This window comes from Arthrobacter cryoconiti (genome assembly GCF_020905375.1).
Lineage (GTDB): Bacteria > Actinomycetota > Actinomycetes > Actinomycetales > Micrococcaceae > Specibacter > Specibacter cryoconiti.
In genome coordinates this window covers 521,185-544,982 of record NZ_JAJJBU010000003.1, presented here as the reverse complement: position 1 = coordinate 544,982, position 23,798 = coordinate 521,185, and the positions used below count along the sequence as shown (strand labels likewise).

Annotated in this window: 22 protein-coding genes; 6 read left to right on the top strand and 16 right to left on the bottom strand. The window is 58.6% G+C overall.

Annotated features, from left to right (window positions below; translation table 11 throughout):
- The first annotated feature begins 95 nt into the window (after window positions 1-95).
- Complete coding sequence (locus tag LOH53_RS02555) at window positions 96-860, top strand: hypothetical protein (RefSeq protein ID WP_230066132.1); 765 nt, start codon at window positions 96-98, stop codon at window positions 858-860.
- Window positions 861-975: 115 nt separating this feature from the next.
- Here the strand turns inward: LOH53_RS02555 and rbfA are convergent, their stop codons facing one another.
- The 5 genes from rbfA to LOH53_RS02530 all read right to left on the bottom strand — a co-directional run bounded on the left by rbfA (window position 976) and on the right by LOH53_RS02530 (window position 6,693).
- A complete protein-coding gene (gene rbfA, locus LOH53_RS02550; protein WP_230066131.1) occupies window positions 976-1,413 on the bottom strand; it encodes a 30S ribosome-binding factor RbfA in 438 nt (145 codons plus the stop codon).
- Between the two features lie 176 nt (window positions 1,414-1,589).
- Window positions 1,590-4,499: a translation initiation factor IF-2 gene (gene infB / locus LOH53_RS02545; protein WP_230066130.1), complete on the bottom strand. Its 2,910-nt coding sequence runs from the start codon at window positions 4,497-4,499 to the stop codon at window positions 1,590-1,592.
- Between the two features lie 161 nt (window positions 4,500-4,660).
- Entirely contained in the window at window positions 4,661-5,008 is a 348-nt protein-coding gene (locus LOH53_RS02540; protein WP_230066129.1) for a YlxR family protein, read from the bottom strand.
- An 81-nt stretch (window positions 5,009-5,089) separates the two neighbouring features.
- A complete protein-coding gene (gene nusA / locus LOH53_RS02535; protein ID WP_230066128.1) occupies window positions 5,090-6,061 on the bottom strand; it encodes a transcription termination factor NusA in 972 nt (323 codons plus the stop codon).
- Between the two features lie 2 nt (window positions 6,062-6,063).
- A complete protein-coding gene (locus LOH53_RS02530; RefSeq protein ID WP_376991848.1) occupies window positions 6,064-6,693 on the bottom strand; it encodes a ribosome maturation factor RimP in 630 nt (209 codons plus the stop codon).
- A gap of 152 nt (window positions 6,694-6,845) precedes the next feature.
- On the opposite strand from LOH53_RS02530, the gene LOH53_RS02525 reads away from it, so the two are divergent.
- Together LOH53_RS02525 and LOH53_RS02520 are read left to right on the top strand one after the other, a co-directional pair.
- Window positions 6,846-8,876, top strand: coding sequence for a DUF4439 domain-containing protein (locus tag LOH53_RS02525; RefSeq protein ID WP_230066127.1), 2,031 nt, complete (start codon window positions 6,846-6,848; stop codon window positions 8,874-8,876).
- 179 nt (window positions 8,877-9,055) lie between these two features.
- A complete protein-coding gene (locus LOH53_RS02520; protein WP_230066126.1) occupies window positions 9,056-9,799 on the top strand; it encodes a VIT1/CCC1 transporter family protein in 744 nt (247 codons plus the stop codon).
- A 57-nt stretch (window positions 9,800-9,856) separates the two neighbouring features.
- Here the strand turns inward: LOH53_RS02520 and LOH53_RS02515 are convergent, their stop codons facing one another.
- Window positions 9,857-10,681, bottom strand: a complete 825-nt coding sequence (locus LOH53_RS02515) for a sulfite exporter TauE/SafE family protein (RefSeq protein ID WP_230066125.1) — start codon at window positions 10,679-10,681, stop codon at window positions 9,857-9,859.
- Between the two features lie 34 nt (window positions 10,682-10,715).
- Window positions 10,716-12,512: a proline--tRNA ligase gene (locus LOH53_RS02510; RefSeq protein WP_230066124.1), complete on the bottom strand. Its 1,797-nt coding sequence runs from the start codon at window positions 12,510-12,512 to the stop codon at window positions 10,716-10,718.
- Between the two features lie 155 nt (window positions 12,513-12,667).
- On the opposite strand from LOH53_RS02510, the gene LOH53_RS02505 reads away from it, so the two are divergent.
- From LOH53_RS02505 to LOH53_RS02495, 3 genes are all read left to right on the top strand, one after another.
- Window positions 12,668-13,501, top strand: a complete 834-nt coding sequence (locus LOH53_RS02505; protein ID WP_376991852.1) for an ABC transporter ATP-binding protein — start codon at window positions 12,668-12,670, stop codon at window positions 13,499-13,501.
- Window positions 13,498-14,253 (top strand): ABC transporter permease, encoded by a 756-nt coding sequence (locus tag LOH53_RS02500; protein ID WP_230066123.1) that lies wholly within the window; start codon window positions 13,498-13,500, stop codon window positions 14,251-14,253. Before LOH53_RS02505 ends, LOH53_RS02500 begins: the two co-directional genes overlap by 4 nt.
- 101 nt (window positions 14,254-14,354) lie before the next feature.
- The gene (locus tag LOH53_RS02495; protein ID WP_230066122.1) at window positions 14,355-14,627 is read left to right on the top strand and encodes a hypothetical protein; all 273 of its coding nucleotides are present in this window, start codon (window positions 14,355-14,357) and stop codon (window positions 14,625-14,627) included.
- Between the two features lie 11 nt (window positions 14,628-14,638).
- Here the strand turns inward: LOH53_RS02495 and LOH53_RS02490 are convergent, their stop codons facing one another.
- The 9 genes from LOH53_RS02490 to dxr all read right to left on the bottom strand — a co-directional run bounded on the left by LOH53_RS02490 (window position 14,639) and on the right by dxr (window position 23,783).
- Window positions 14,639-15,178, bottom strand: coding sequence for a PadR family transcriptional regulator (locus LOH53_RS02490; protein ID WP_268250850.1), 540 nt, complete (start codon window positions 15,176-15,178; stop codon window positions 14,639-14,641).
- 3 nt (window positions 15,179-15,181) lie between these two features.
- Window positions 15,182-17,209 (bottom strand): NADPH-dependent 2,4-dienoyl-CoA reductase, encoded by a 2,028-nt coding sequence (locus LOH53_RS02485; RefSeq protein ID WP_230066120.1) that lies wholly within the window; start codon window positions 17,207-17,209, stop codon window positions 15,182-15,184.
- Between the two features lie 146 nt (window positions 17,210-17,355).
- A complete protein-coding gene (locus LOH53_RS02480; RefSeq protein WP_230066119.1) occupies window positions 17,356-18,252 on the bottom strand; it encodes a GNAT family N-acetyltransferase in 897 nt (298 codons plus the stop codon).
- Entirely contained in the window at window positions 18,206-19,369 is a 1,164-nt protein-coding gene (gene ispG, locus LOH53_RS02475) for a flavodoxin-dependent (E)-4-hydroxy-3-methylbut-2-enyl-diphosphate synthase (protein ID WP_230066118.1), read from the bottom strand. The genes LOH53_RS02480 and ispG overlap by 47 nt, the downstream gene beginning before the upstream one ends.
- Window positions 19,370-19,492: 123 nt before the next feature.
- Complete coding sequence (locus LOH53_RS02470; protein ID WP_230066117.1) at window positions 19,493-19,786, bottom strand: YciI family protein; 294 nt, start codon at window positions 19,784-19,786, stop codon at window positions 19,493-19,495.
- Window positions 19,787-19,795: 9 nt separating this feature from the next.
- Complete coding sequence (locus LOH53_RS02465; protein WP_230066116.1) at window positions 19,796-20,242, bottom strand: hypothetical protein; 447 nt, start codon at window positions 20,240-20,242, stop codon at window positions 19,796-19,798.
- A 55-nt stretch (window positions 20,243-20,297) separates the two neighbouring features.
- Entirely contained in the window at window positions 20,298-21,092 is a 795-nt protein-coding gene (locus tag LOH53_RS02460; protein ID WP_230066115.1) for a MarR family transcriptional regulator, read from the bottom strand.
- 89 nt (window positions 21,093-21,181) lie between these two features.
- The gene (locus tag LOH53_RS02455; protein ID WP_230066236.1) at window positions 21,182-22,513 is read right to left on the bottom strand and encodes a M50 family metallopeptidase; all 1,332 of its coding nucleotides are present in this window, start codon (window positions 22,511-22,513) and stop codon (window positions 21,182-21,184) included.
- Between the two features lie 55 nt (window positions 22,514-22,568).
- The gene (gene dxr / locus LOH53_RS02450) at window positions 22,569-23,783 is read right to left on the bottom strand and encodes a 1-deoxy-D-xylulose-5-phosphate reductoisomerase (RefSeq protein WP_230066114.1); all 1,215 of its coding nucleotides are present in this window, start codon (window positions 23,781-23,783) and stop codon (window positions 22,569-22,571) included.
- Window positions 23,784-23,798 lie beyond the last annotated feature (15 nt).

The window sequence follows — 23,798 nt, the reverse complement described above, 5'->3', positions numbered from 1 at the left end:
CGCGGGAAACGATTTGGATTACTAGTCTTCTAAACGTACCTATCTGATAAAAGTACCTATCTGATCCGCTCGCATCATTTTGAAACTGGGGACCCATGAAGACCACACCAGCTACCGTCCGTAACCGCTCATTGGCAGCCCTTGGCGCTGGGGCTGCCCTCATGATCTCGTTGACCGGCTGTCTGCCCGGAGCCAAAGACGCCACACCGGCACCCCAGACAGACAAGCCCGCATCCTCGGCTGCCGCTAGCGATACCGCACGTGACGGCGGTTTCTCCTCAGCAACAGCACGAGCAAGCAGGTCAGCCGCCCCGAAAGCAGCAGCTGAGCCGGGTACCTTGACCGAGCCAGGCGCTTCCCTCAAACTAGGTGAAGTTGCTTACACTCACGTTAATTCTGGGGATGAAGGCACGGAAAAGTACAAGGAAGCTAGCTACGAGATTGCCGTGACGAAGATCGTCCCCGGTACTGAAGCGGATTTGTCTAAGTTCAAAGATGCCGCCAAGTTCGCTGGCCAGACGCCTTACTACGTCTTCACAGATATGACACTGACCGCCCTGAATAAGCCCAGTGCCGGTTTGAGCGATCCTCGAGTCTCCGCGCACTTGAAGGACGGCTCCGAGGCCCAGAAGCTGATCGTCTTTGGTTCCATGCCCGATTGCAAGGACACCAACTTCAAGACCGAGGGCGACGGCGACGCATTCACATACGTTGTGGGCTCCAGCAAAACCACCTGCAGCGTCTTCCTGGCACCCGCAGGCGACGCCATCACGTCCGCCTCCTACAAAGACAGCAGCTTCCACTACGTCAAATACTCTGACAATCCTTACCTGAAGAACCCTATTACCTGGGGAAAATAGCCTTTAGGTACGACGGCGGCCGGCCACCTTCCTTTTGGAAGGTGACCGGCCGTTTCCCGTTGGTCAACATCTTGCTTTTGTTTGTGCACTAGGAAGCTTGACGGTTAGCTAGTCGCTACGCTTGGTCGGCGTCGTCTACTTCCTTTTTGTACGGGTCTGCTTCGCCGGCAAACTCTGCGGTTGCAGATAATTCTGCGAGCTGAGCGTCACGTTCCTTCGCGACACGCAGAAGTGCCTCGAGGTTCGAGGCGTTGACCGGAATTTCGTCGGCGACGAATTCCAAGGTCGGCGTCAGGCGGACCGTGATGTTCTTGCCAACCTCGGCACGCAGTACGCCTTTGGCGCGCTCTAGACCGATCTTGGTTTCTAACTGTGCCGCTTCGTCGCCCAAGACCGTGTAGTAGACGGTGGCGTGCTGCAAATCGTTGGTGACCCGAGCGTCGGTGATGGTGATGCCCTGAACGCGCGGATCTTTGACCCGGCTGCGCAGGCCTTGCGCCACAACAACCTTGATGCGCTGGGCCAGTTTGGCGGCGCGGGCTGAATCAGCCATGGTGTTCTCCTTCAAAAGTGGAAAGACAAGGATGGTCCTGGAACCATCTTAGGGATTGCAAAGCCGGCCGGACGCCCGTGTGGGCGCCCGGCCGGCTCATGGAACATGCAGGTCCCACCGGCCGGGATCCGCCCGCAGGCTTGCAGGGCAAGCCGGCCGGCGGAACTGCCTGATGACTAGACGCGCGGCTTCTCTCGCATCTCGAACGTCTCGATGATGTCCTCAGGCAGCAGGTCGTTGAACGAGCCCAACCCGATACCACACTCGAAGTCCGTACGTACTTCGGTTGCGTCATCCTTGAAGCGCTTGAGTGAGTCAACGGTGAGGTTCTCACCGATAACCTTCCCAGCGCGCAGAACACGTGCCTTCGAGTTGCGGCGAATGGTGCCCGAGCGAACAATCGATCCGGCAATATTCCCAAATTTGGATGAACGGAAGACTTCGCGAATTTCCGCGGTGCCCAACTGAACTTCCTCGTACTCGGGCTTGAGCATACCCTTCAAGGCCAGCTCAATATCGTCGATGGCACCGTAGATGACCGAGTAGAAGCGCATGTCTACGCCTTCACGGTCAGCCAGCTCGGCAACGCGCTCCGCCGGCTTGACGTTGAAACCGATGATGATCGCGTTGTCCACAGTGGCCAAGTTGACGTCGTTCTGGGTTATAGCACCCACACCGCGGTGAATCACCCGAAGCGCCACACCTTCGCCGACGTCGATCTTCAACAGTGAATCTTCCAGCGCCTCAACGGCACCCGAAACGTCACCCTTAAGGATGAGGTTAAGCGTGTCAACCTTCCCATCGGCAACGGCCTGGTCAAAGTCTTCCAGGCTGATGCGCTTGCGGCGCTTGGCCAGTGCGGCATTGCGGTCTGCTGCTTCACGCTTCTCAGCGATCTGGCGGGCAGTGCGCTCGTCGCCGGTGACGAAGAACGTGTCACCTGCACGGGGGACATTGGAAAGACCCAGTACCTGAACCGGACGCGAAGGACCGGCCTCGGAGATGACGTCGCCATTTTCATCGAACATGGCACGCACACGGCCGTGTGCGGTGCCGGCGACAATGATGTCACCGACGTGCAAGGTACCGGACTGCACCAGGACGGTGGCTACGGAACCGCGGCCCTTGTCCAGATTCGCTTCAATCGCGATGCCTCGGGCGTCCTTGTTCGGGTTGGCACGCATGTCCAAGGCTGCATCAGCGGTCAGCAACACAGCTTCGAGGAGTTCCTCGATGTTGATGTTGTTGCGTGCCGAGACGTCCACGAACATGGTGTCTCCACCATATTCCTCAGGAACCAGACCATACTCGGTGAGCTGCCCGCGGATCTTCTCCGGGTTGGAGCCTTCCTTGTCAATCTTGTTCACTGCAACCACGATCGGCACGTTAGCAGCCTGTGCGTGGTTGAGTGCCTCAACGGTCTGAGGCATGACGCCGTCATCAGCGGCAACCACCAAAACGGCGATGTCGGTGACTTTGGCACCACGAGCACGCATAGCGGTGAACGCTTCGTGGCCGGGGGTGTCAATAAACGTGATGCGACGATCGTTACCCTCGTGCTCATGCACGATCTGGTAAGCACCGATGTGCTGGGTGATGCCACCATGCTCGTCAGCAACGACATCCGACTTACGGATGGCATCCAACAGACGGGTTTTACCATGGTCGACGTGACCCATGACAGTAACGACCGGAGGACGAATTTCAAGGTCTTCGTCGCCTTCAGCTTCAAGCTCGGCATCGAAATCGATGTCGAAGCTGCTGAGCAGCTCGCGCTCCTCGTCTTCCGGGGAAACAACCTGGACCCGGTAGCCGAGTTCGGTTCCCAGCAAGGCGAACGTGTCTTCGTCCAAAGACTGCGTGGCAGTTGCCATCTCGCCCAGGTGGAAGAGCACTGTCACCAATGCTGCGGGATTTGCCTCGATCTTATCGGCGAAATCAGAGATGGAAGCGCCTCGACGCAAGCGGATGACGGTGTTACCGTCGCCACGGGGTACGCTCACGCCACCAAGTGACGGAGCGCTCATCTGCTCTAGTTCCTGGCGCTTGGCACGCTTGGACTTGCGCTGCTTGCCACGGCCTGCGCCGCCCTTACCAAAGGCACCCTGGGTGCCACCGCGACCGCGACCACCCTTACCGAAGCCACCGCCGGCGGGGGCTCCGCCCGGTGTGGCTCCGGGAGCTCCGGGGCGTCCACGTCCCGGCGCACCCGGACGGTCATTGCCGCGACCGGGAGCCGCCGGGCGCTCGGTGCGGTTTGGCATCATGCCGGGTGTGGGACGGGGGCCGCCTGGGCGCGGGGCACCCGGACGAGGACCGCCAGTGCCACTGGCACCGGCCGGGCGAGGAGCACCCGGGCGAGGAGCACCTGGACGAGGACCGCCTGGACGTGGACCGCCGGTCCCGGCTTCAGCGCTGCGCGGCGTACCCGGACGGGGCATGCCCTGCGAAGAAGCGAAGGGATTATTACCCGGGCGAGGGCTGCCCGTTCCTGAACCAGCGCCTCCCGTTGAACCCGCGGCTGGGCGCGGGGCCCGGTTGCCGTCCCGGTTCTCGCCACGCTCAGGGCGGCCGGAGCGCGGCATCCCCTGAGACGAAGCAAAGGGATTGTTTCCCGGGCGGGGTCCACCGGCCGATGGTGCAGCCTTGGGTGCTGGTGCTGGTGCAGCCTTAGGAGCTTGCGGCGCTGATGCGGCTGGCGCGGGTGCCGCCGCAGCGGGCTTGGCACCCGGTTTGGCGGCTGAAGCCGCCTTGGGTGCTGGTGCAGCCGGAGCAGCAGGTGCGGAAGCACTTGCCGCTTGCGGCGCTGATGCAGCGGGTGCGGGAGCACTTGTGGCTGGCGCAACTGCAGCAGGCGCAGTGGCCGTTGCTGCCGGGGCCGGTGTAGCGACGGGTGCGGCTGGAGCCGGTTTGCTGGGTGCTGCCTGGGCAGCTGGGAATGCGTCGCGAAGCTTCTTCACGACGGGGGCCTCAATGGTTGAAGACGCTGAACGAACGAATTCGCCGAGTTCTTGAAGCTTAGTAACTGCTTCTTTTGAGGTGATACCGAGCTCTTTTGCAAGCTCGTGGACGCGGGCCTTGGCCACATTTCTCCTGTCTCGGCCCGCACCGGACAGGTACGAACCGCTTAATTCTTACTGCGACAATCCATGTCGGACCGCGCGGCGTGAGAGAGCACGAAGATGCTCATTTTTGGGCACTCATCGCTGGGTACTCATCGGGTTTCCATCGGTTTTCTGACCCGCTTTCACAAAGGGACAATGTCGGTTCGTATTGATTCAAATACCTGGCGGTAGCTGCCCACAAGCTCTTTTTCGATATCGGAGCCATTGGTGATCCCTGGAAGGGCTCGTCCAATGGCGCGACGTTTGAGAGCAAGCTTGATGCAGTTTTCGCTGGGGTGCAGCCATGCTCCCCTGCCAGGGCGGCGGCGTCGCACATCAATCAAAGCGTTCAGTTCCCCGAACTCGTTGCTTGATCTGACCAGCCGCAGCAGCTTTTGACGGGCATCGGTTTGTTTGCAACCAATGCAGGTTCGCAATGCGCCTGGTGCTATGGGTTTTTCTTCCCCACGAACACCGAAAATCTTTGGCACGTGTGCAACGCCTTACACGATTAGTCACAACAGCCCGTAGGCCCGGTCCCAACTAGTCTACCGCGCGGCCGGGCCGCTAACCTATTCTGCGCTGGCGTCCGAGACGATGTCGATGCGCCATCCGGTCAACTTGGCAGCAAGTCTGGCGTTCTGCCCTTCCTTGCCAATGGCCAAAGAGAGCTGATAATCGGGCACAACCACCCTTGCCGAGCGAGCATCCTCATCAACAATGGTGACCGAAATCACCTTAGACGGAGATAGCGAACTGGCGATAAATGCGGCCGGGTCCTCATTGAAGTCAACAATGTCGATCTTTTCATCGTTGAGTTCAGACATGACGGCGCGCACGCGCGAACCCATTTCGCCGATGCACGCACCCTTGGCGTTCACTCCGGCCTTGTGAGCCGTGACGGCCATTTTTGTACGGTGTCCTGCCTCCCGGGCAAGAGCAACAATTTCAACCGTGCCATCAGCAATTTCAGGAACTTCCATCTCGAAAAGCTTGCGCACAAGGCCCGGATGGGAGCGTGAAAGAGTAACAGAGGGACCCTTCAAGCCACGGTGAACATCCACAACGTAGGCGCGAACGCGGGAGCCGTGGCGATAGCTCTCGCCGGGGACCTGCTCATTGGGGGGAAGGACTCCCTCGACGGCCCCAAGGTTAACCTGAATCATATTCGGGTTATTTCCCTGCTGAATCTGACCCGCTACAAGTTCGCCTTCTTTGCCCTTGAACTCACCCAAGACGTTCTCATCCTCGACGTCACGCAAGCGTTGGAGGATGATCTGGCGGGCCGTACTGGCAGCAATGCGCCCGAAGCCAGCTGGCGTGTCCTCAAACTCACCGACTTGCTCTCCGTCTTCGTCCAACTCGGCGGCCCAGATGGTGACGTGTCCGCTCTTGCGGTCGAGTTCGGCGCGAGCTTGCTCATTGGCACCGGGAGACTTGTGATAAGCCATCAGCAATGCCTGCTCGATGGTGGGGATCAGCAGATCCAAGGGGATCTCGCGTTCACGCTCCAGAATTCGCAGCGCGCTCATATCGATATCCATAATCAGCTTTCCTCTCGATCGACCGCGTCGCCGCCGGTCGGCTCAAATTCCAAATCCAGCTCAGCCTCGTCCAGGCGAGCAAATTCAATTTCCACAACACCGCGGCGAATGGTTGCGAACAAAACCTTCTCCGGCTCGCCTTGTTTGGGTTTCATACCCTTTTTAACAGGCAGCTCAGGTAGCAACTGCACGCCGTCGTCGTCAACAGCCAGTATCCGGCCCGTTAGATTATCCCTGTCGATGGCGTTCACTTTCACCATTTTGCCTAGCGCACGACGCCAGTGGCGTGGCTGCGTTAGCGGCCGGGTGGCACCAGGTGAGGAGATTTCCAAATCATAGGGCACCCCGTCATCTAATGGATCGGAATCCATAGTCTCAGACAATGTCTTGGATATCCGTCCAATCGCGTCAAGCCCTACTCCGCCGGTTTCCGAATCCGGCAGGTCCACGACCACCGAAACAGTTCGGTGTGTCCCGGCAAAAGTAACTCGAACGTCCTCAAGGTAGAGCCCAGCACTATCAACGGTGGGTGCCAGCAGCGCCATCAACCGCTGTGCCTGAGCACCAGGATCTACGAGCGAGTGAGAATGCCCTGAGTTTCGGGCCATTTTTGGCCTGTCCGACTTCGCCATTGGACGCCCGCCTCCCTTGAAATTATGTTGTAGATATATAGACTACCGAGTTTCAACCGGTCGCGCAGAACGTTTTTGCTGTGAGTATCAACGCATTTGGACCCAATCGGCGTGCCGACAGACGGTATTAGTGTGCACAATGACCGGTCAACATGAGAACATCAACAGTTGTGACCAATTCCCGTTCTGCTTCCGAGCGTCAGCCCACTCCTGCCGGAGACCTCGAAGTCGTGCCCGGGACTTCCCCCGCCAAGCCGCGGCGGACAGGACACCGGAGAGTCTCCTCTCCGGCAGGCTCGCCAAATAAGGGCTCCGGTATTGGCGCTGTCGTCATCGTAGTAGGCGCCGACGGCATGATTGTCCCGGCATCACAAACTTCAAAATCGGACGTCAGCGCGCCAAGCCTGGCGCAGGCCAAAGCGGAGCAGCTTCCCGCCAAAGAGTCTTCCGGGCACCCGGCAGACGCTGGTCCTGATTCTGATCCTGATCCTGATCCTGATCCTGATTCTGATCTTGATCTTGATCTTGATCCTGATCTTGATCCTGATCCTGATTCTGATCTTGATCCTGATGTGGATGTGGATGCAGATCCGACATCGGATGCCGACGCTCGTCCGGATTCAGACACAGAGCCCACCTCCGATACCGCAGGGACCGCGGATGCTGCCAGCCTGGCGACCCTGGCTGACAGCACGCTTGACACGCAAGCCTCCCCTGACGCTGCCGGGGTAGTTCTGGCTGCCGAGCAAGTTGAAACATCAACGGCAGCGCAGAGCATGGGCAGATCGGACCTGCCTCAGGCTTCCTTCCCAGATGGGGAAGAAAAAGCTACCAACGAGTCAAACTCAAAACCTGCCGGTGAGATCCCCACAGGCGGAGAGCCCGACCACGAGCAACCAGCCGGTGAGATCGCGGTAAATGACGAGCCCACCTCTTCACCTGTTATTGACGAGCCCGAGGTTCCCCTATCACGACGCGAAAGGCGCTTGGCCGAGCAGAGCCAGCCAAGTGGAGCAGAAGCCACAAGTGCCAGCGCTGCTGCTTTGACGCCAGAGCTCGTGTTGACCCCCGTTTCCCCCATCGGTGACGCCCTCCCAGAAGTACCTCTTCAGAGGCGGGCCACACGTAAAAAGCGCAATCGCATCTGGGCTGCCCTCCGAGCATTGCTGTTGTTGCTGGTCATTGCGGCCGTTGTTTTGAGCGTGGGGACCGTGATCTCTGATAAGGACACAAAGGACGCTCCGCCTTCCACTACCGAACTCAACCGGGTGCAAATGCGGGACGCAACGCAAGCCCTGGCGTCTATGGCCCGGCAACTAGGTACAACGGCGACGGTGGCCAGTAATAAGAAATTACTTGAAACCACGGCAGCTGCGCTGCAGGCTCATACGGCTGCGCTATCCGACGGGCTTCCTGTTTCGACAACGGCATCGTCAGCGCCTATCAGCACCACACCCGTGCCCGTGCCACCAGGTTCCATGGCGGACTTTACTCAAGCCCTCACTGCAAACGCCACCAGTATGCTTGGTTTCGCCATGACAGCGGACGGCACATTGGGCAGAGTTTTTGCCTCGGCAAGCACGAGTGAGTTCCTGCTTGCCGCCGATCTTGCGGCAGAAAACAGCCTGACGGCCCCCGATCTGCAAGCATTTTCGACCACATCTCAATTTGCGCTGGCCACGTCGGAGAACTGCAAGGAAACGCGCACTCCAAAACCCGGTGTGGATGCGGATACAGCACTTCATACGGCTGCCTTAGCCGAGCAAAAAGCCGTGTACACCTACCAAGTGGCCGGATCGCGCCTGGCTAAGCCCGCATTTTCCACCGCCATGGATCTCCTCAAGGAGCATCAGGAACGACTGACACTTCTAAATGCCGCATTGGCCCATCAGTGTCTTCCACAAATAGTTCCTGTTCCGGCCTATGTGCTGGACCCATCATTCACCACCGCACCTCAACAAGCCCTAGGGAAGTTGGAGGCTCAGCTGGCCGATGTTTACGGCGACCTGGCCACCTTGAGCCAACCGTCTGCTCCCCACGTTGTATCGGCAACCAGCACCACAGAATCATCTCCACGGTCACTTGCCGTGGCCTGGCTACTAGGATCAATCGTCGCAGAGCAAACTTGGGGAGGTACGCCCGGAGCGCTACCTGGCATCTCCGTTCCAACACCTGCGTCCTAACGACAGGCCTCCTAACGACCGGCCTGCCAATTAACGATCGACGTGCCAACTTCCCTACCACCTAAAGAGTGGCCCAAAAAATTCTCTGGAAAGTTTGTCCAAACTCAGGCGAGCCTTGCCTCTGGGAGGACATCCTCACCTTGCTGGCGGCGAATCCGGCACGGTGGTTTGCTTAGGTCATGAAGCGAGCAGTTGATCTAGAAGTACTCGGCACGGCCCCAAGGGAGCTCACACGAACCGGTGAGATAGCGCAGCGTTTGAACTGGCTGCGCGCCGGCGTTCTGGGTGCCAACGACGGTATCGTCTCCGTTGCCGCCGTCGTAGTCGGCGTTGCCGGTGCTACTGGCGGCACAGGGGCAATCCTCATGGCGGGGATGGCGGCCCTGGTAGGCGGCGCAGTGTCCATGGCACTGGGTGAGTACGTATCAGTGAGCAGCCAAAGTGATAGCCAAAAGCACATGATCGCTCAAAAACGCCGGGATCTCGCCTTAGCGCCCGCACGGAACCTTGCAGAGTTGGCACGCATTTACGAGCGCAAGGGTCTCAGCGCCGGGACAGCCCAGCGGGTTGCGAAGGAGTTGACGGAGCACGACGCCGTGGGCGCGCATGTGAGTGCTGAGCTGAATCTAGACGAGAACGACGTCGTCAACGCCTGGCATGCAGCTATCGCCTCAGCCATCGCTTTCACTCTCGGCGCGATCTTGCCCATGCTTGCCATCTTACTTCCGCCGGAAACGCTCCGCGTTCCAGTCACTTTTGTGGCAGTGCTGGCCGCATTGGCTATCACTGGCTGGGTGGGCGCCACCATCGGCGGCGGCTCCCGCATCAAGGCCGCCCTGCGCGTGACATTGGGCGGAGCAGTGGCCCTGGCCGCCACTTTCGTCATCGGTAGGCTGCTCGGTGCCAGCGGTTTGCTTGGCTAGCAGCATGCTCCCAGCCGTTTTCCCTTGGCGTGGACAAAGACACGTAAAGGGGGCAAATTAGGACCGCAGCATGTTGGTGGACAACGCCGCCAGCCCATTTTCGTTCCAAACGTCTATGCCAAGTTTGATAATGAGTACCAATACAACGACTAAAAACACGACTCTAATGAACTTATTGCCTTGTTTCACCGCAGTACGGGCGCCGAGGTAACCGCCGGCCATGTTTGCGGCGCCAAGGAGCAGCCCCACACCCCACAAAATGGAACCGTTGGGCAGAAAGAACATCAGCGCGCCGGCATTGGTGGCCAGATTGATGATCTTGGATTTAGCGCTTGCTTCAAGAAACGCATACCCCATGAGGCTCACTAAGGCGATCACTAAGAAAGATCCCGTCCCTGGGCCGATCAAACCATCGTAAAAACCAATCGGGGCAGCAATGGCGCAGGCCACAACGTAGTGCTTGCGGCCAGAGCGCAAAGGTTCCGTGGTGTTGCCAATACTGGGCTTGAAAGCGGTGAACAAGAACACGGCGAGTAATGCCACAACTATGACGGGCTTAAAGACAGCCACTGGCAAAAGGGTCGCCACCACGGCCCCACCAAGACTGCCCAGCAGCGCCACAGCGGCCATCAGAAGGGCTGTTCGCAGATCAACTTTTACGCGCCGATAATACGTTACGGAACTGGTAGCTGTCCCAAAGATCGAACCTAGTTTGTTACTCGCCAATGCCTGCACGGGTGTGATCCCGGGGATCATAAGCATGATCGGCAGCTGGATGAGTCCGCCCCCACCTACTACTGCGTCAATCCAACCTGCTGCAAAGCCAGCCACCAAAATCAATAAGATCGTGGCCACGGTGATGTTTTCAAACCCGGAAATCATGCTTCTCCACTAATTGGTTTCTGAAGGGTGAAGGCTACTGATTGTCGAGGATGTATTGCACTGCCTCGGAGACGGGTACGTTCGTGGCAACGCCCGTGGCGCGATTCTTGATTTCTACCACACCATCCACCAGTCCACGTCCCACGGCAACGATGGTTGGGACTCCAAGAAGCTCGGCGTCGGCAAACTTCACACCGGGGGAAACCTTGGGACGGTCATCGTAAATGACTTCCAGGCCCTTGGCTTCCAGTTCGGCGGTCAGAGCCTCTGCTGCTTCGTAGAGTTCGCTACCTCGGCCCACGGCAACGACGTGGACGTGGGCTGGTGCTACGTTGGCCGGCCAGATCAGACCCCGATCGTCATGATTGGATTCGGCCAAAGCGGCAACGGCACGTGTTACACCAATGCCGTAGGAACCCATGGTGACGACGGCAAGCTTGCCGTTTTGATCCAGGACTTTCAAGTCCAGAGCTTGGGCGTATTTACGGCCCAATGCGAAGATATGACCCATCTCAATGCCGCGAGCCGCTTCTAGCGGTCCCGAACCATCGGGGGCAGGGTCCCCTTCACGCACCTCGACTGCTTCGATGGTCCCGTCCCAGGCAAAGTCGCGTCCAGCGACTAAACCAAATACATGTTTGCCGGACTCATTGGCGCCGGTGATCCAGCTTGTGCCGGACACAACACGGGGATCAACCAGGTACATCAACTTCGTCGCTGATTCAGCTCCGAGGACTGGAGCAGCTAGGGACAAACCCGGGCCAATATAGCCCTTGACCAGTCCGGCCTGTTTCTTCAGGTCGGCTTCGTTTGCACTCTCAACACCAACTTCTCCTCCCACCGTGAGGTGAGCCGAAATATTGGCTTCAATGCGCTTGAGGTCCACGGCGCGGTCGCCGGGAACACCGATAACCACGAGCTGGCGCTCACCCGTCGGCAGATCGATGGCGAGCACAACGTTCTTCAGGGTGTCAGCGGCAGTCCACTGACCGCCGTCGGCCTTCGGTGCTAGTTTATTTGCTGCCTCAACCAAGGTCTGGATGGTCGGGGTGTCAGGCGTGTCCATGACCACTGCCGCAGGAGCGCTCGTGAAATCGATGTCGTCGGGGACCACCGTGGTGACAGCCTCCACATTGGCGGCATAACCGCCCGCAGAGCGCACAAAGGTATCCTCGCCGATCGCCACCGGGTGCAGGAATTCCTCGCTCTTAGAGCCTCCCATAGCCCCTGCTGTTGCCGCGACTGGAATGACTTCCAGGCCAAGTCGTTCAAAGATTCGCAGATAGGCGCCGCGGTGGGCCATGTAACTGGCGTCTAGTCCGGCGTCGTCAATGTCAAAAGAATACGAGTCCTTCATGATGAACTCACGACCGCGCAGTAGCCCAGCACGCGGCCGGGCTTCGTCGCGGTACTTATTTTGGATCTGGTAGATAGAAAGCGGCAGGTCTTTGTAAGAGGAGTACAGGTCCTTGACCAGCAGTGTGAACATTTCCTCATGTGTGGGCGCCAGCAAATAATCAGCGCCCTTGCGGTCCTGCAAACGGAAAATCCCGTCACCGTATTCGAGCCAACGGTTGGTGATCTCATAGGGCTCTTTGGGCAGCAACGCCGGGAAATGCACTTCTTGGGCACCGATCCCGTCCATCTCTTCACGCACGATCGCCTCGACCTTGCGCAAGACACGCAGCCCCAACGGCAACCACGTGTAGATGCCCGGAGCGGCACGGCGGATATAGCCGGCGCGCAGCAACAATTTGTGGCTGTCTACCTCGGCGTCGGCGGGGTCCTCGCGAAGGGTGCGAAGAAAGAGAGTGGAAAGGCGAAGTGCCACGCGGGTATTTTCCGTTTCTTGAGCAGTTGCGGCCCGCCGGCAAAAGAACGGGACGCTACTAATCTACCGGAATCCGCAGCGTGGACTCTATACACGGAGTGAGCCCCGGACTACTTTGAAATCAATAGGGGATGAATCGAGAGAATGGAACAGGCGTGTCACACCGTGCAGTACTTCCAGAACCGGACGGACAGCTACCCTTCCCGCATCCGTTGGGCATGTCGCCGCCAACACCGGCGTTACCCCTGAAACCCGGACGGCACGACGCCGGGACAAGTGTCAGGGTTGAAAACCTTACGGTCCGCCGCGGCCGGATGGAGGTCCTAAAAGACCTCTCCTTCTCCATTCCGAGTGGACACATCACAGCCCTGTTGGGGCCCTCCGGCAGTGGGAAAACTACGCTTATTCGTACTCTGGTGGGTGTACAAAAGTTTGTCGGCGGTTCTATCGAGGTCTTGGGCCGACCCGCCGGTGACGCAACTCTACGGGGGGAGATCGGCTACGTCACTCAAGCCGTCAGCGTGTACAAGGACTTGAGCGTGCTGGAGAATGTGCGCTACTTTGGCGCCATGAGTGGTTGCAGCCACGCGGACGCAGTGGCTGCCGTGGCCGCCGTCGGGCTCGCTGAGATATCCCGGCGCAAGGCTGGAGCGCTTTCCGGTGGACAGTTCAGTAGGGTTTCCCTGGCGTGCGCCCTAGTTTCCAAACCAAAGTTGCTCGTTCTGGATGAACCCACCGTGGGGCTTGACCCGGTACTGCGGGCCGATCTATGGGCACAGTTCACCGCCATGGCAGCAGCCGGAACCACGTTGCTTATCTCCAGTCACGTCATGGAGGAGGCCGGGCATGCCGACACTCTATTGCTTTTACGCGGGGGTCGCTTACTGGCTCAACTCACTCCTGCACAACTGCGTCAGCGTGGCGGGAGTGAGAATTTGGAATTAGCGTTCCTGCGGCTCATCCAGGCTGACATGGCTGTGGCCTCATGAACCTCAAAATGATGTGGGCCACGTGCCTGCGCGTACTCATGCAGCTAAAGAATGATCCTCGCAGTGTTGCCTTGATTTTGGTGGTTCCAGCAATACTGCTGGCCGTCATTTATTGGCTCTACCAAAACGAAGTCTTAGCCCCCGGGCAGCCACGCACCTTCGACCGTGTGGGTTTGATGATGCTAGGCATCTTCCCTTTTACCGTCATGTTCTTAGTCACTTCAATCACGATGCTGCGCGAGCGGGTGTCTGGGACCTTGGAACGGCTACTCACCACCCCTATCCACAAGGCTGACCTACTGGTCGGTTATGCACTGGCTTTCTCCATCATGGCGGCGCTGCAGTCGCTCGTGGCCACGGCAGTGGCTTACTGGGTGTTCAATATCAGCATTAGCGGCAACGCTGGCTGGGTGGTGCTCATTTCCGTACTGACCGCCGTCTTGGGTGTGGCCTTGGGTCTGCTGTGCTCAGCCTTTGCCACCACGGAGTTTCAGGCCGTCCAGTTCATGCCTGTGGTGGTCATCCCCCAGATTCTGCTGTGCGGACTGTTTGTTGCCAGAAACCAAATGAACGGCATCCTTGAAGCAGTTTCTAACGTCTTACCACTGAGCTATGCCGTGGACGGGCTCAACGAGGTGGCCCAACACGCCGACCCCACACGCGCGCTAACGTTCGATTTATTGGTGATGGCAGGGTTTGTGCTGCTCTGTCTGCTGCTGGCCTCCTTGACACTACGCAGAAGGTCCGCCTGAGCCATGGGCAGCACTCCCCATCGCGCCGAACCGTCACCACGCCTACTGTTGAAGTTCGATCTGTTGAAGTTCGATCAAGATGGCGAAGCGCAGGAGTATTAATGACGCAAGGCCTCCAAGGCTCAGACCCGGATGAGTTGCGCCGGTTTGCCTATGATCTCAATGCGGCAGCCGGTGCGCTCATGACTATCCGTACCGAGCTTGGCTCACACATCTCCAATAACCTCCGTTGGGAAGGCCCAGATGCGTTCATGTTCCGACACGCCTGGCAATCTTCCTACGCCCCCGTGATTGCCAAGGGGGCCGACATGCTCAATGACGCCGCCTTACACCTTCAGTTTCAAGCTGATCAGCAGGACACCGCCAGTTCCTAAGGCACTGTCGTTTATTTTTTCTCCGATAACCCCTCGCAGAGGGTTTGTTGGCACCACGCCAGCCAAGCGCGCTCAAATTCAATTCCAGCGCGTAGAACCGCCAGCTGGAGTTCCCCCGCGGGCGTCAGGGGGCTGCCTTCGGCAAAGTCCCGTCCTTGAATTGCCTGGTAGCGTCGCAAGGAATCCTGATGCAAACCTAGATGCCGGCGGACTTCTGACGCCAAGTCCACTGTCCCCAAGACCGCAGCAGCACGCAGGCGTACCAAAAGTGCCTCACGCACTGGATGCGGATCTGCTGATAACAAACACCAACGTTCCAATTCATTCCGCCCACCAGCCAACACAGCAAAATGGCGCTGACTCCCGCGTGCCGTAGCCAGCCCTCTAACCTCGATGAGCCCATCCGCTTCCAAGGCTGCCAGTTCACGGTAAATCTGTTGATGGGACGCCTGCCAAAAATGACCGATCGATTTCTCAAACCGGCGCGCCAGTTCAGCCCCGGTACAAGGCTTTTCCATCAAAGAAGTCAGAAGTGCATGACGCAGAGACATGGGCTAGATCGCCGCCGCCAGCCGCGTACCCTGGTCTATGGCCCGTTTCGCATCCAGTTCGGCAGCCACATCCGCCCCACCAATCAGATGCACGACGGCGCCGGCAACTTCCAGCTCGTGCGCCAGTTCTCGCCGTGGTTCCTGCCCCGTGCATAAGATGACCGTGTCCACCGCCAGGACTGTCTGGGCACCGTTGATGCGCAAGTGCAGGCCTGCGTCGTCGATCCTTTGATATTCAACTCCCGGGATCATTTGTACGCCCTTGGCTTTGAGCTCTGTGCGGTGAATCCAGCCAGTGGTCTTGCCAAGCCCAGCGCCAACCTTGGTTTCTTTGCGTTGGAAGAGTGCGACCCGACGGATTGGCGCCTCACGCTGCGCCTCCGTGATACCACCGGCACCGGTGTAATCCGCGTCTATCCCCCATTCCCGGTAGAACTTTTCTGGGACCAGAGTGGCGCTTGGGCCCTGTGCCGTGATGAATTCTGCCACGTCAAACCCAATGCCGCCGGCCCCGAGGATTGCCACATTGGCGCCCACCGGTTTCTTGTCCCGGATAACGTCAAGATAAGTCATCACGCTGGGATGATCCACTCCGTCAATTTCCGGAATACGCGGAAGAACTCCCGTGGAGAGCACTACATGCTCGTATCCTTCTGCCAGCAACTGTGCTGCCGTAACCCTCGTGTTCAGGCGAAGTTCAATACCGCGCAGCTGGATTTGACGGTTGAAATAACGGATGGTTTCACTGAATTCTTCTTTGCCAGGGATCTGCTTGGCTATATTGAACTGCCCGCCGATCTGCGCAGCTGCTTCAAAAAGTGTCACGTGGTGACCACGCTCTGCCGCTGTCACAGCAAAGGCCAACCCTGCCGGTCCGGCCCCCACCACCGCTAGCCTTTTCGGTTCCAGGCTGGGCTCAATTACGATCTTGGTCTCGTGGCAAGCTCGCGGATTGACCAGGCAAGAGGATGTCTTGCCAGCGAACGTGTGGTCCAGGCACGCCTGATTACAAGCAATACAGCTGCTAATCTCATCCGCACGGCCTTCGGAAGCTTTCCGAAGAAAGAACGGGTCGGCCAGGAAAGGCCGGGCCATGGAAACCATGTCGGCATTGCCTTCCGCCAGCAACGCCTCAGCGACTTCGGGAGTGTTGATGCGGTTCGTTGTGATCAAGGGGATGCCCACGCTACCCATAACCTTTTTGGTCACCCAAGCGAATCCGGCTCGGGGTACGGAGGTGGCGATCGTGGGGATGCGCGACTCATGCCAGCCGATCCCTGTGTTGATGATGGTAGCCCCAGCTTCCTCAACGCCTTGGGCGAGCCTGATGACCTCTTCCAAGGTGGAACCTCCCTCCACCAAATCAAGCATGGACAGCCGGTAGATAATGATGAAGTGCGAGCCCACGCGTTCGCGGGTACGTCGGACAATCTCCTTGGGCAATCGCATCCGATTCTCATAGGAACCACCCCATTGATCGGTCCTGTTGTTGGTCCGCAGTGCAATGAACTCATTGATCAGATAACCCTCTGAGCCCATGATTTCTACGCCGTCGTACCCGGCGCTCTGAGCCAAGTCAGCCGCAGAGACAAAGTCCTCAATGGTTGCCTCCACTTCTTCGCTGCTCAGAGCGTGCGGCGTCAGCGGGCTGATGGGAGCCTGAACAGCGCTGGGAGCCACCAGGTCCGGATGTGCGGAGTAGCGGCCAAAATGCAGCAGCTGCAAAGCGATTTTTCCACCTTCGGCATGCACGGCAGCCGTGACAACTTTATGTTGCTCGGCTTCCTCGGGCGTTGAAATCTTGGCGCCCCCTTTCATTGGCCGGCCAGCGTCGTTGGGGGAAATACCACCGGTGACCATCAGCCCAACGCCTCCCCGTGCTCGCTCAGCATAAAACGCTGCCATACGCTCAAAACCGCCGGGAAGTTCCTCAAGGCCAACGTGCATTGATCCCATCAACACCCTGTTGGGTAGCGTGGTGAAGCCCAGATCCAGGGGGGTGAACAGGTGGGGATACTGATCGGTGACCATTCATGCTCTCCTTTGTGCAACAAGTTGCATAAATGTAACACGAAAGGCCTCGCGGATTACCGTCTGCGCCTAACTCGGTACCAGTTCGCCGCCTGGTGCACTATGCGCAAAACTCATGGTGAGTTGTGCGCAGCTTGGAAGTCTTTCTAGAACAGCACGGTGGCGAAGGTGCCCACTTGTTCAAAACCGACTTTCTCGTAGACGGACCGGGCGCGGGTATTGAAGTCATTGACGTACAGACTCGTTACAGGAGCCAACATCTGTGAGAGATTAACGACGGCGGCCATGTATCCGGCGCTTAAGCCCTGTCCACGATAGGCAGGGTTCATCCATACACCCTGGACTTGAGTGGCGTGTTTGGTCACCGCACCCAGATCGGCTTTGAAGATTACGGTGCCATCCTTTTCGCAATGGCTAAAGGAATGCCCTGCATTGATCAGCCATGCGACGCGACGGCGGTAGTTCTCTTCTCCGCCAAGAAAAGGCGAATAGCCCACCTCTTCCTCAAACATGGCGGCGGCGGCAATGAGGATTTGGGAAAATTGCCCATTATGGCTGCGGAGCAGCAGGGGGCTGGCGGCCAGCGGCGAGGGCGAACTCATGGTCAAGAGCGGCTGGTCGGCACGAATTTCTTGGGCTTGGACGCCACTTTCTGCTAAGACGCTCATAATGGCCAGCACTGCTTCGGCCGGCCCAAAAATGGACGCGTGCGGGCGCCAGTGCTCATTTATCCAACGGCCAAAGGCTTCGCTGTGCTCGGCTCCGGCCTCGATGGGGACCACATTGGAGCCCACCCAGCACGCTGCAACCAACCGGGTGCCATCATGCTCAAAATAGCCAAGGATCACAGCGCCTTGTTGGATTGGCACGGCACTGCGACCCTTGCTTAGCAAGGAATCGATGAAGACGTTGGCGACAGCATCCTTTGCTACGAGGGCCAGGAGCGCTTGAGTGTCCTCGTGGACTAGGACGCGCACCTGGGGCGTAACGTGCGCCCTATGAGACGCTAACCACGGGCCCACCCGGGAGCGAATTCTCGGCATCGGACTCCATCTGTTCGGCAATTTTCATGGCTTCTTCGATGAGGGTTTCAACGATCTCATCCTCAGGCACGGTCTTGATGACCTTGCCCTTGACGAAGATCTGACCCTTGCCGTTACCCGAGGCCACACCAAGGTCAGCCTCACGAGCCTCCCCCGGGCCGTTGACTACACAGCCCATAACAGCCACTCGCAACGGCACTTCCATGCCCTCAAGGCCAGCCGTAACTTCTTCGGCCAGCTTGTACACATCCACTTGAGCCCGTCCACACGAAGGGCACGAGACGATTTCTAGTTTCCTGGGGCGTAAGTTTAATGACTGCAGGATCTGGTTGCCGACTTTGATCTCCTCCACCGGAGGAGCAGAGAGGGAAACCCTAATGGTGTCTCCAATACCCTTGGAGAGAAGTGCGCCAAACGCTACAGCGGACTTGATGGTGCCCTGGAACGCCGGTCCCGCCTCAGTCACGCCCAAGTGCAGTGGCCAGTCGCCTTGTTCGGCGAGCAACTCATAAGCTGCGACCATGATGACAGGGTCGTTGTGCTTAACCGAGATCTTGAAGTCGTGAAAGCCGTGCTCTTCGAAAAGGGAAGCTTCCCAGACGGCGGATTCCACGAGGGCCTCAGGCGTGGCCTTGCCGTATTTCTTCATAATGCCCGGCTCCAGCGAACCTGCATTGATACCGATGCGGATGGACGTCCCGTGATCCTTGGCGGCCTGGGCGATTTCCTTGACTTGATCGTCAAACTTGCGGATATTGCCCGGATTAACCCGCACCGCAGCGCAACCAGCTTCAATGGCCGCAAAGACGTATTTGGGCTGGAAGTGGATGTCAGCAATGACAGGTATCTGCGACTTTTTGGCAATGATGGGCAGTGCCTCTGCGTCATCTTGTGAAGGACAAGCGACCCGCACGATGTCACAACCAGAAGCCGTCAACTCAGCAATCTGCTGCAGTGTGGCGTTGATGTCGGTAGTTTTCGTGGTGGTCATGGACTGCACGCTGATGGGGAAGTCCGAACCAACACCGACGGAGCCGACTTTGATTTGACGGGTTTTGCGCCGGGGGGCAAGAACTGGCGGTGGCAATGGCGGCATTCCGAGGCTGACCGAGGTCAAAATTTGCTCCTTGTTGGTTCTTTGTTCCGCTGCGCAGCCAGCTCCTGTGAGGAGCTGGGTGAATTACGCATCGTATGGTCTAAATTGTAAACGGCGTTGGCACGTTCTGGTGCCAGATGAGTCCTACGACATGTATTTGGCTAACTGCCCAATGACCGGTTTCCATTCGGAAATTTTCAGCCCAGTGACACCGCCACCAATACTCATGGGGTCTTGTTTGAGAAGTTCATGCAACGCCGGCTCGTCAGTTGCCTTGAAGATCAACAGCGCCCCAGCGCCATCCCCATATGGACCAGAAGCCAGCATCACCTCAGCTTCGGACTGGGCGGCGAGCCATTCACGGTGCTTGGGACGGTGTTCCACCCGAGCGGCCTCGGCTTCGGGACCATACACATACTCAACAGCAAAGATAGTCATACTTGCAGCCTATAACAGGAGCACTTTGGCAACGGCCGCCACGGCGGCGGCCCACAGCATCGAGGCCAATGTGCCGATGATGAACCGCTCGCTCGACTCGGGCGCCGCTTTAAGTTCGGGATACCTGCCCAAGCCTTTGATGGCCACTACATAGGCAATGGCAACCGGCTGCCCGCTCAGAATGGCAAGTACGACGCCGGCTCGCTCCAACATCCCTATCAGCAGTCCGCCTCTGAGTACGCCAGCTTCCTGAGCCGGAGGCGGGCACGCTTCCGGTGTTGGCGTGAGCGCAGCCAGGTCCGGCCTAGCTGCATCCGGTGACGTCTGGGCGCCCATCTCATGGGCATCAACGGCACGGACAGAACGGGACTTGGCGAGCTTTAGTATCCCGGCGGTTATAGGCCAGCCGCCCAAGCACCCGGCCGCGAAGATGAGCACAATCCACAGTGCAGTCATGTGTTCCTCCTTATCGGTCCCCAGCGTAGCGGCATGCTCAGACAAAGCCCAGAGGCTATGAGTTGAGTAGATCGAGTAGCAGCGCGGCGGCGTCGCGCCCCGCCAATTCTTCTTGCCAGCCAGACCTTAGGATGGCACGGCTCACTGCCTGCGGGCTGATTCCCAAGGCGACGGCGACATCCACCTGACGCTGCATGGGGTCAGCGTCAAGTTGCGCTAAAACACGCCACTGGGCCTCGGAGCGTTTGCGCACCAAATCCCCGATAAGTACCAACACTGCTTCTGCGGCTCGAGCCCGCTCATCAATACCGCGGGCAGCCAGAGCCCGCTCCATCGAAGTCGTCTGGCTCAAAGTCGGCAGGTTCAAAGTTGCTTCGCCCGAAGTCGCCTGGTTGGAAGTCGCTTGGGCTGAGGCAACTTGGCCCGACCGTTCCGTTCCTGGCGCAGCTGGGGCCGATGCTGCTTGCCCAGAGTCTGGAACGGCTAGGCCCTGAACTGCTCGCGCAGGTGCTGCTTGGACCGAAAGAGGCACACGTTCTCCTGTGCGCTTGGCCTTGTCCACGGCCTGACGTGCCTGCACAAAGGCCGCCCCTGATCCTTCGCGCGGACTGGCGCCCAAGGGTTTATCGACGTCCCCGACGCCTATACCTACGTACCATTGACCGCTGCGAAGCGCACGCATCGCCACCTCAATCACAGATTTAGGCGAATCGAGTAGGCCCTGAACTTCATCCCCCACCGAGCGCTCGAACGCTAACAGCACAGGGATATCAGCCAGCACTGATAGCAGCTCCGGCACTAAATCAGGACCCTGACGGCTACCCCGCTGATCAATTGTCATGACAAACATAGATAAATCATAATCGGTTGATTTTTAATAATCAACCCTATTTGAGTGATCAGGCGAGAATTTGCGGCCAACGGCCCACTAACTGCGAACTAACCAAACAAATTGACAGGCTTCACGATGTCCGCGTAGATCAGCAGCGCGCCCATGGCAATGAGTACTACTGCCGCTACGTAAGTCACTGGCAGCAACTTGGCGATGTCGAAAGGGCCTGGATCGCGGCGTTTGAACAGCTTAGCAACGCTCCTGCGGACACCTTCATAGAGAGCCCCCAAAATATGGCCACCGTCCAGCGGCAGCAACGGAATCAGGTTGAAGACGAACAAAGCCAAGTTCACCCCCGCTAGCAGACCGATCAGCGTTCCGACACGAGCACTCAGGGGCACATCTTCCATGGCAGCCACCTCCCCCGCCACACGACCGACACCGACCACAGAGATGGGTCCATTGGGGTCCCGCGGTTCTGAGCTGAACGCTGCCTGCGCCACCCCGACGAGCTTTTGTGGCAACTGGAAGACCACACCACCAATTTGGGTGATGTTGCTTCCCACCGCCGGAAGCACTGCGCTGGCCGATTCTGGCACCAGTGCCGAGGTGGGCCCCACGCCAATGAAGCCGACGTCGACCGTCACTGCCTGGCCCTTCGCATCCACCTCAGCCTTGCCGCTGGCATCCACAACGGGCCGGGAGGTCAGCACAGGCGTGATGGTCGTGGTGAGCGTTTTTCCGGCGCGCTGGTAACTCATGGCCACAGATTGGCCGGCCGATGCGCGGATCCACTCCGTCAAAGTGGTCCAGTTGGTGACATCTTTGCCATCAAAACTTGTAATGGTGTCCCCCGGCTGCAATCCAGCGGCAGCGGCCGGCGTCTTGGTGCAGGTGGAAAGGTCCGTTGGTTCCGGGGACCCGTAAGCCACTTGGCAGGCGTTCACCAAGGACACCGTGGTGGTGGGTTGTGGTGTACCGAATCCCATAAGCAGCACAGCCATCAGCACAATGCCGATCAGCAGGTTCATGGTGGGTCCGCCGAGCATGATGATAACTTTTTTCCAGACTGCAAGCCGGTAAAATACCCGATTGGCGTCCTCTGGACCGACTTCTTCATGGGCTACGCTGCGTGCTTCAGTAGCCAGCGTCTGGAACATTCCGGTGCTGGACGGGCGGACGCTGCCATCCGCGGGGTTAGGCGGGTACATGCCGATCATAGCTACGTATCCGCCGGCGGGAATCGCCTTGAAGCCGTATTCAGTTTCGCCCTTTGTGCGGGACCAAAGGGTGGGGCCAAAGCCGATCATGTAACGGCTCACACGGACGTTGAAGAGCTTGGCGGGCAGCAGATGCCCCACCTCATGCAGGGCAATGGAAAGAACCACACCCACGGCAACGAATAGGACGCCGCCAATGAATAGCAATACGGTCACAATCAACTTTCCGGCTAGTGGTTACCCGTTATAAAAGAAACGTCTGTGTCTATATGAGTCATCTCTTCGCGGCCAGTAACTCGTTGGCTCGAGTGCGCGCCCACGCTTCAGCATCCAGCACCGAACCGATAGTCAGCTCCGAATCAGGTGCATGTTCGCTGAGAACTTCCGCAATAGTGTCAACGATGCCCAAGAAACTCATCTTTCCGGCGTGGAAGGCGTGAACAGCCTCCTCATTCGCCGCATTGTAAACAGCCGGGCAGGTACTGCCCCGCCTTGCAGCTTCCTTGGCCAGCTCGACGGCGGGGAAGGCCACGTTGTCCAGCGGCTCAAAAGTCCAAGTGGCAGCCTTGGTCCAATCGCACGCCTGCACGGCACCCGGAACGCGATCGGGCCAGCCCAACCCCAAAGCGATAGGCAGTCGCATGTCCGGTGGTGAACACTGGGCCAGCGTTGAACCGTCAGTGAATTCCACCATGGAGTGCACGACCGATTGAGGGTGGACCACGGCTTCGATTTTCTCCAGCGGGACATCAAAGAGCAAGTGCGCCTCGATGACTTCCAGCCCCTTGTTGACCAACGTGGCAGAGTTCGTGGTGACCATTGGCCCCATGGACCACGTGGGGTGCTTGAGTGCCTGCGCAGGCGTGACACCCGCCAATTCGTTCCGGCTGCGGCCACGGAATGGGCCACCGGAGGCGGTAATCACCAGTTTGTGCACTTCCGCAGCAGTACCGCAGCGTAGCGCCTGTGCGAGCGCCGAATGCTCAGAATCAACGGGAACCAACTGCCCAGGCGAAGCCGCATCCTTAACAAGCTGGCCGCCCACAATCAGTGATTCCTTGTTCGCCAAAGCCAAGATGGCTCCAGTACCCAGGACCGACAGTGTGGGAGCTAGGCCGATAGAACCGGTAATCCCATTCAAAACAACGTCCGCGGCGTCCGGACCATAAGCATCCCAGGCCGCTATGACGGAGGAGGCGGTTGGGCCACTCACGATCTCCGGGGCATAGCCGTGGACCCCTACCGCGGCGGCACGGCTAGCGATCAGCGTCCGGAGGGCGGCGGCGTCGTCCGAGGCGATTCCGATGGCAAGTGCACGCGTTTCTACTGCTTGCTCAGCCAGTAACTCAAGGTTCCCCCCACCAGCACTGAGAGCGGTAACGGTGAACCGTGGTGTGCCGTCCGGTTTCACCGCACGTGCCAGGACGTCGATCGCCTGCGTACCTACCGAACCGGTGGAGCCAAGAATGATCACTTTGCGATGCTGCATGGTTCTAGTATTCCG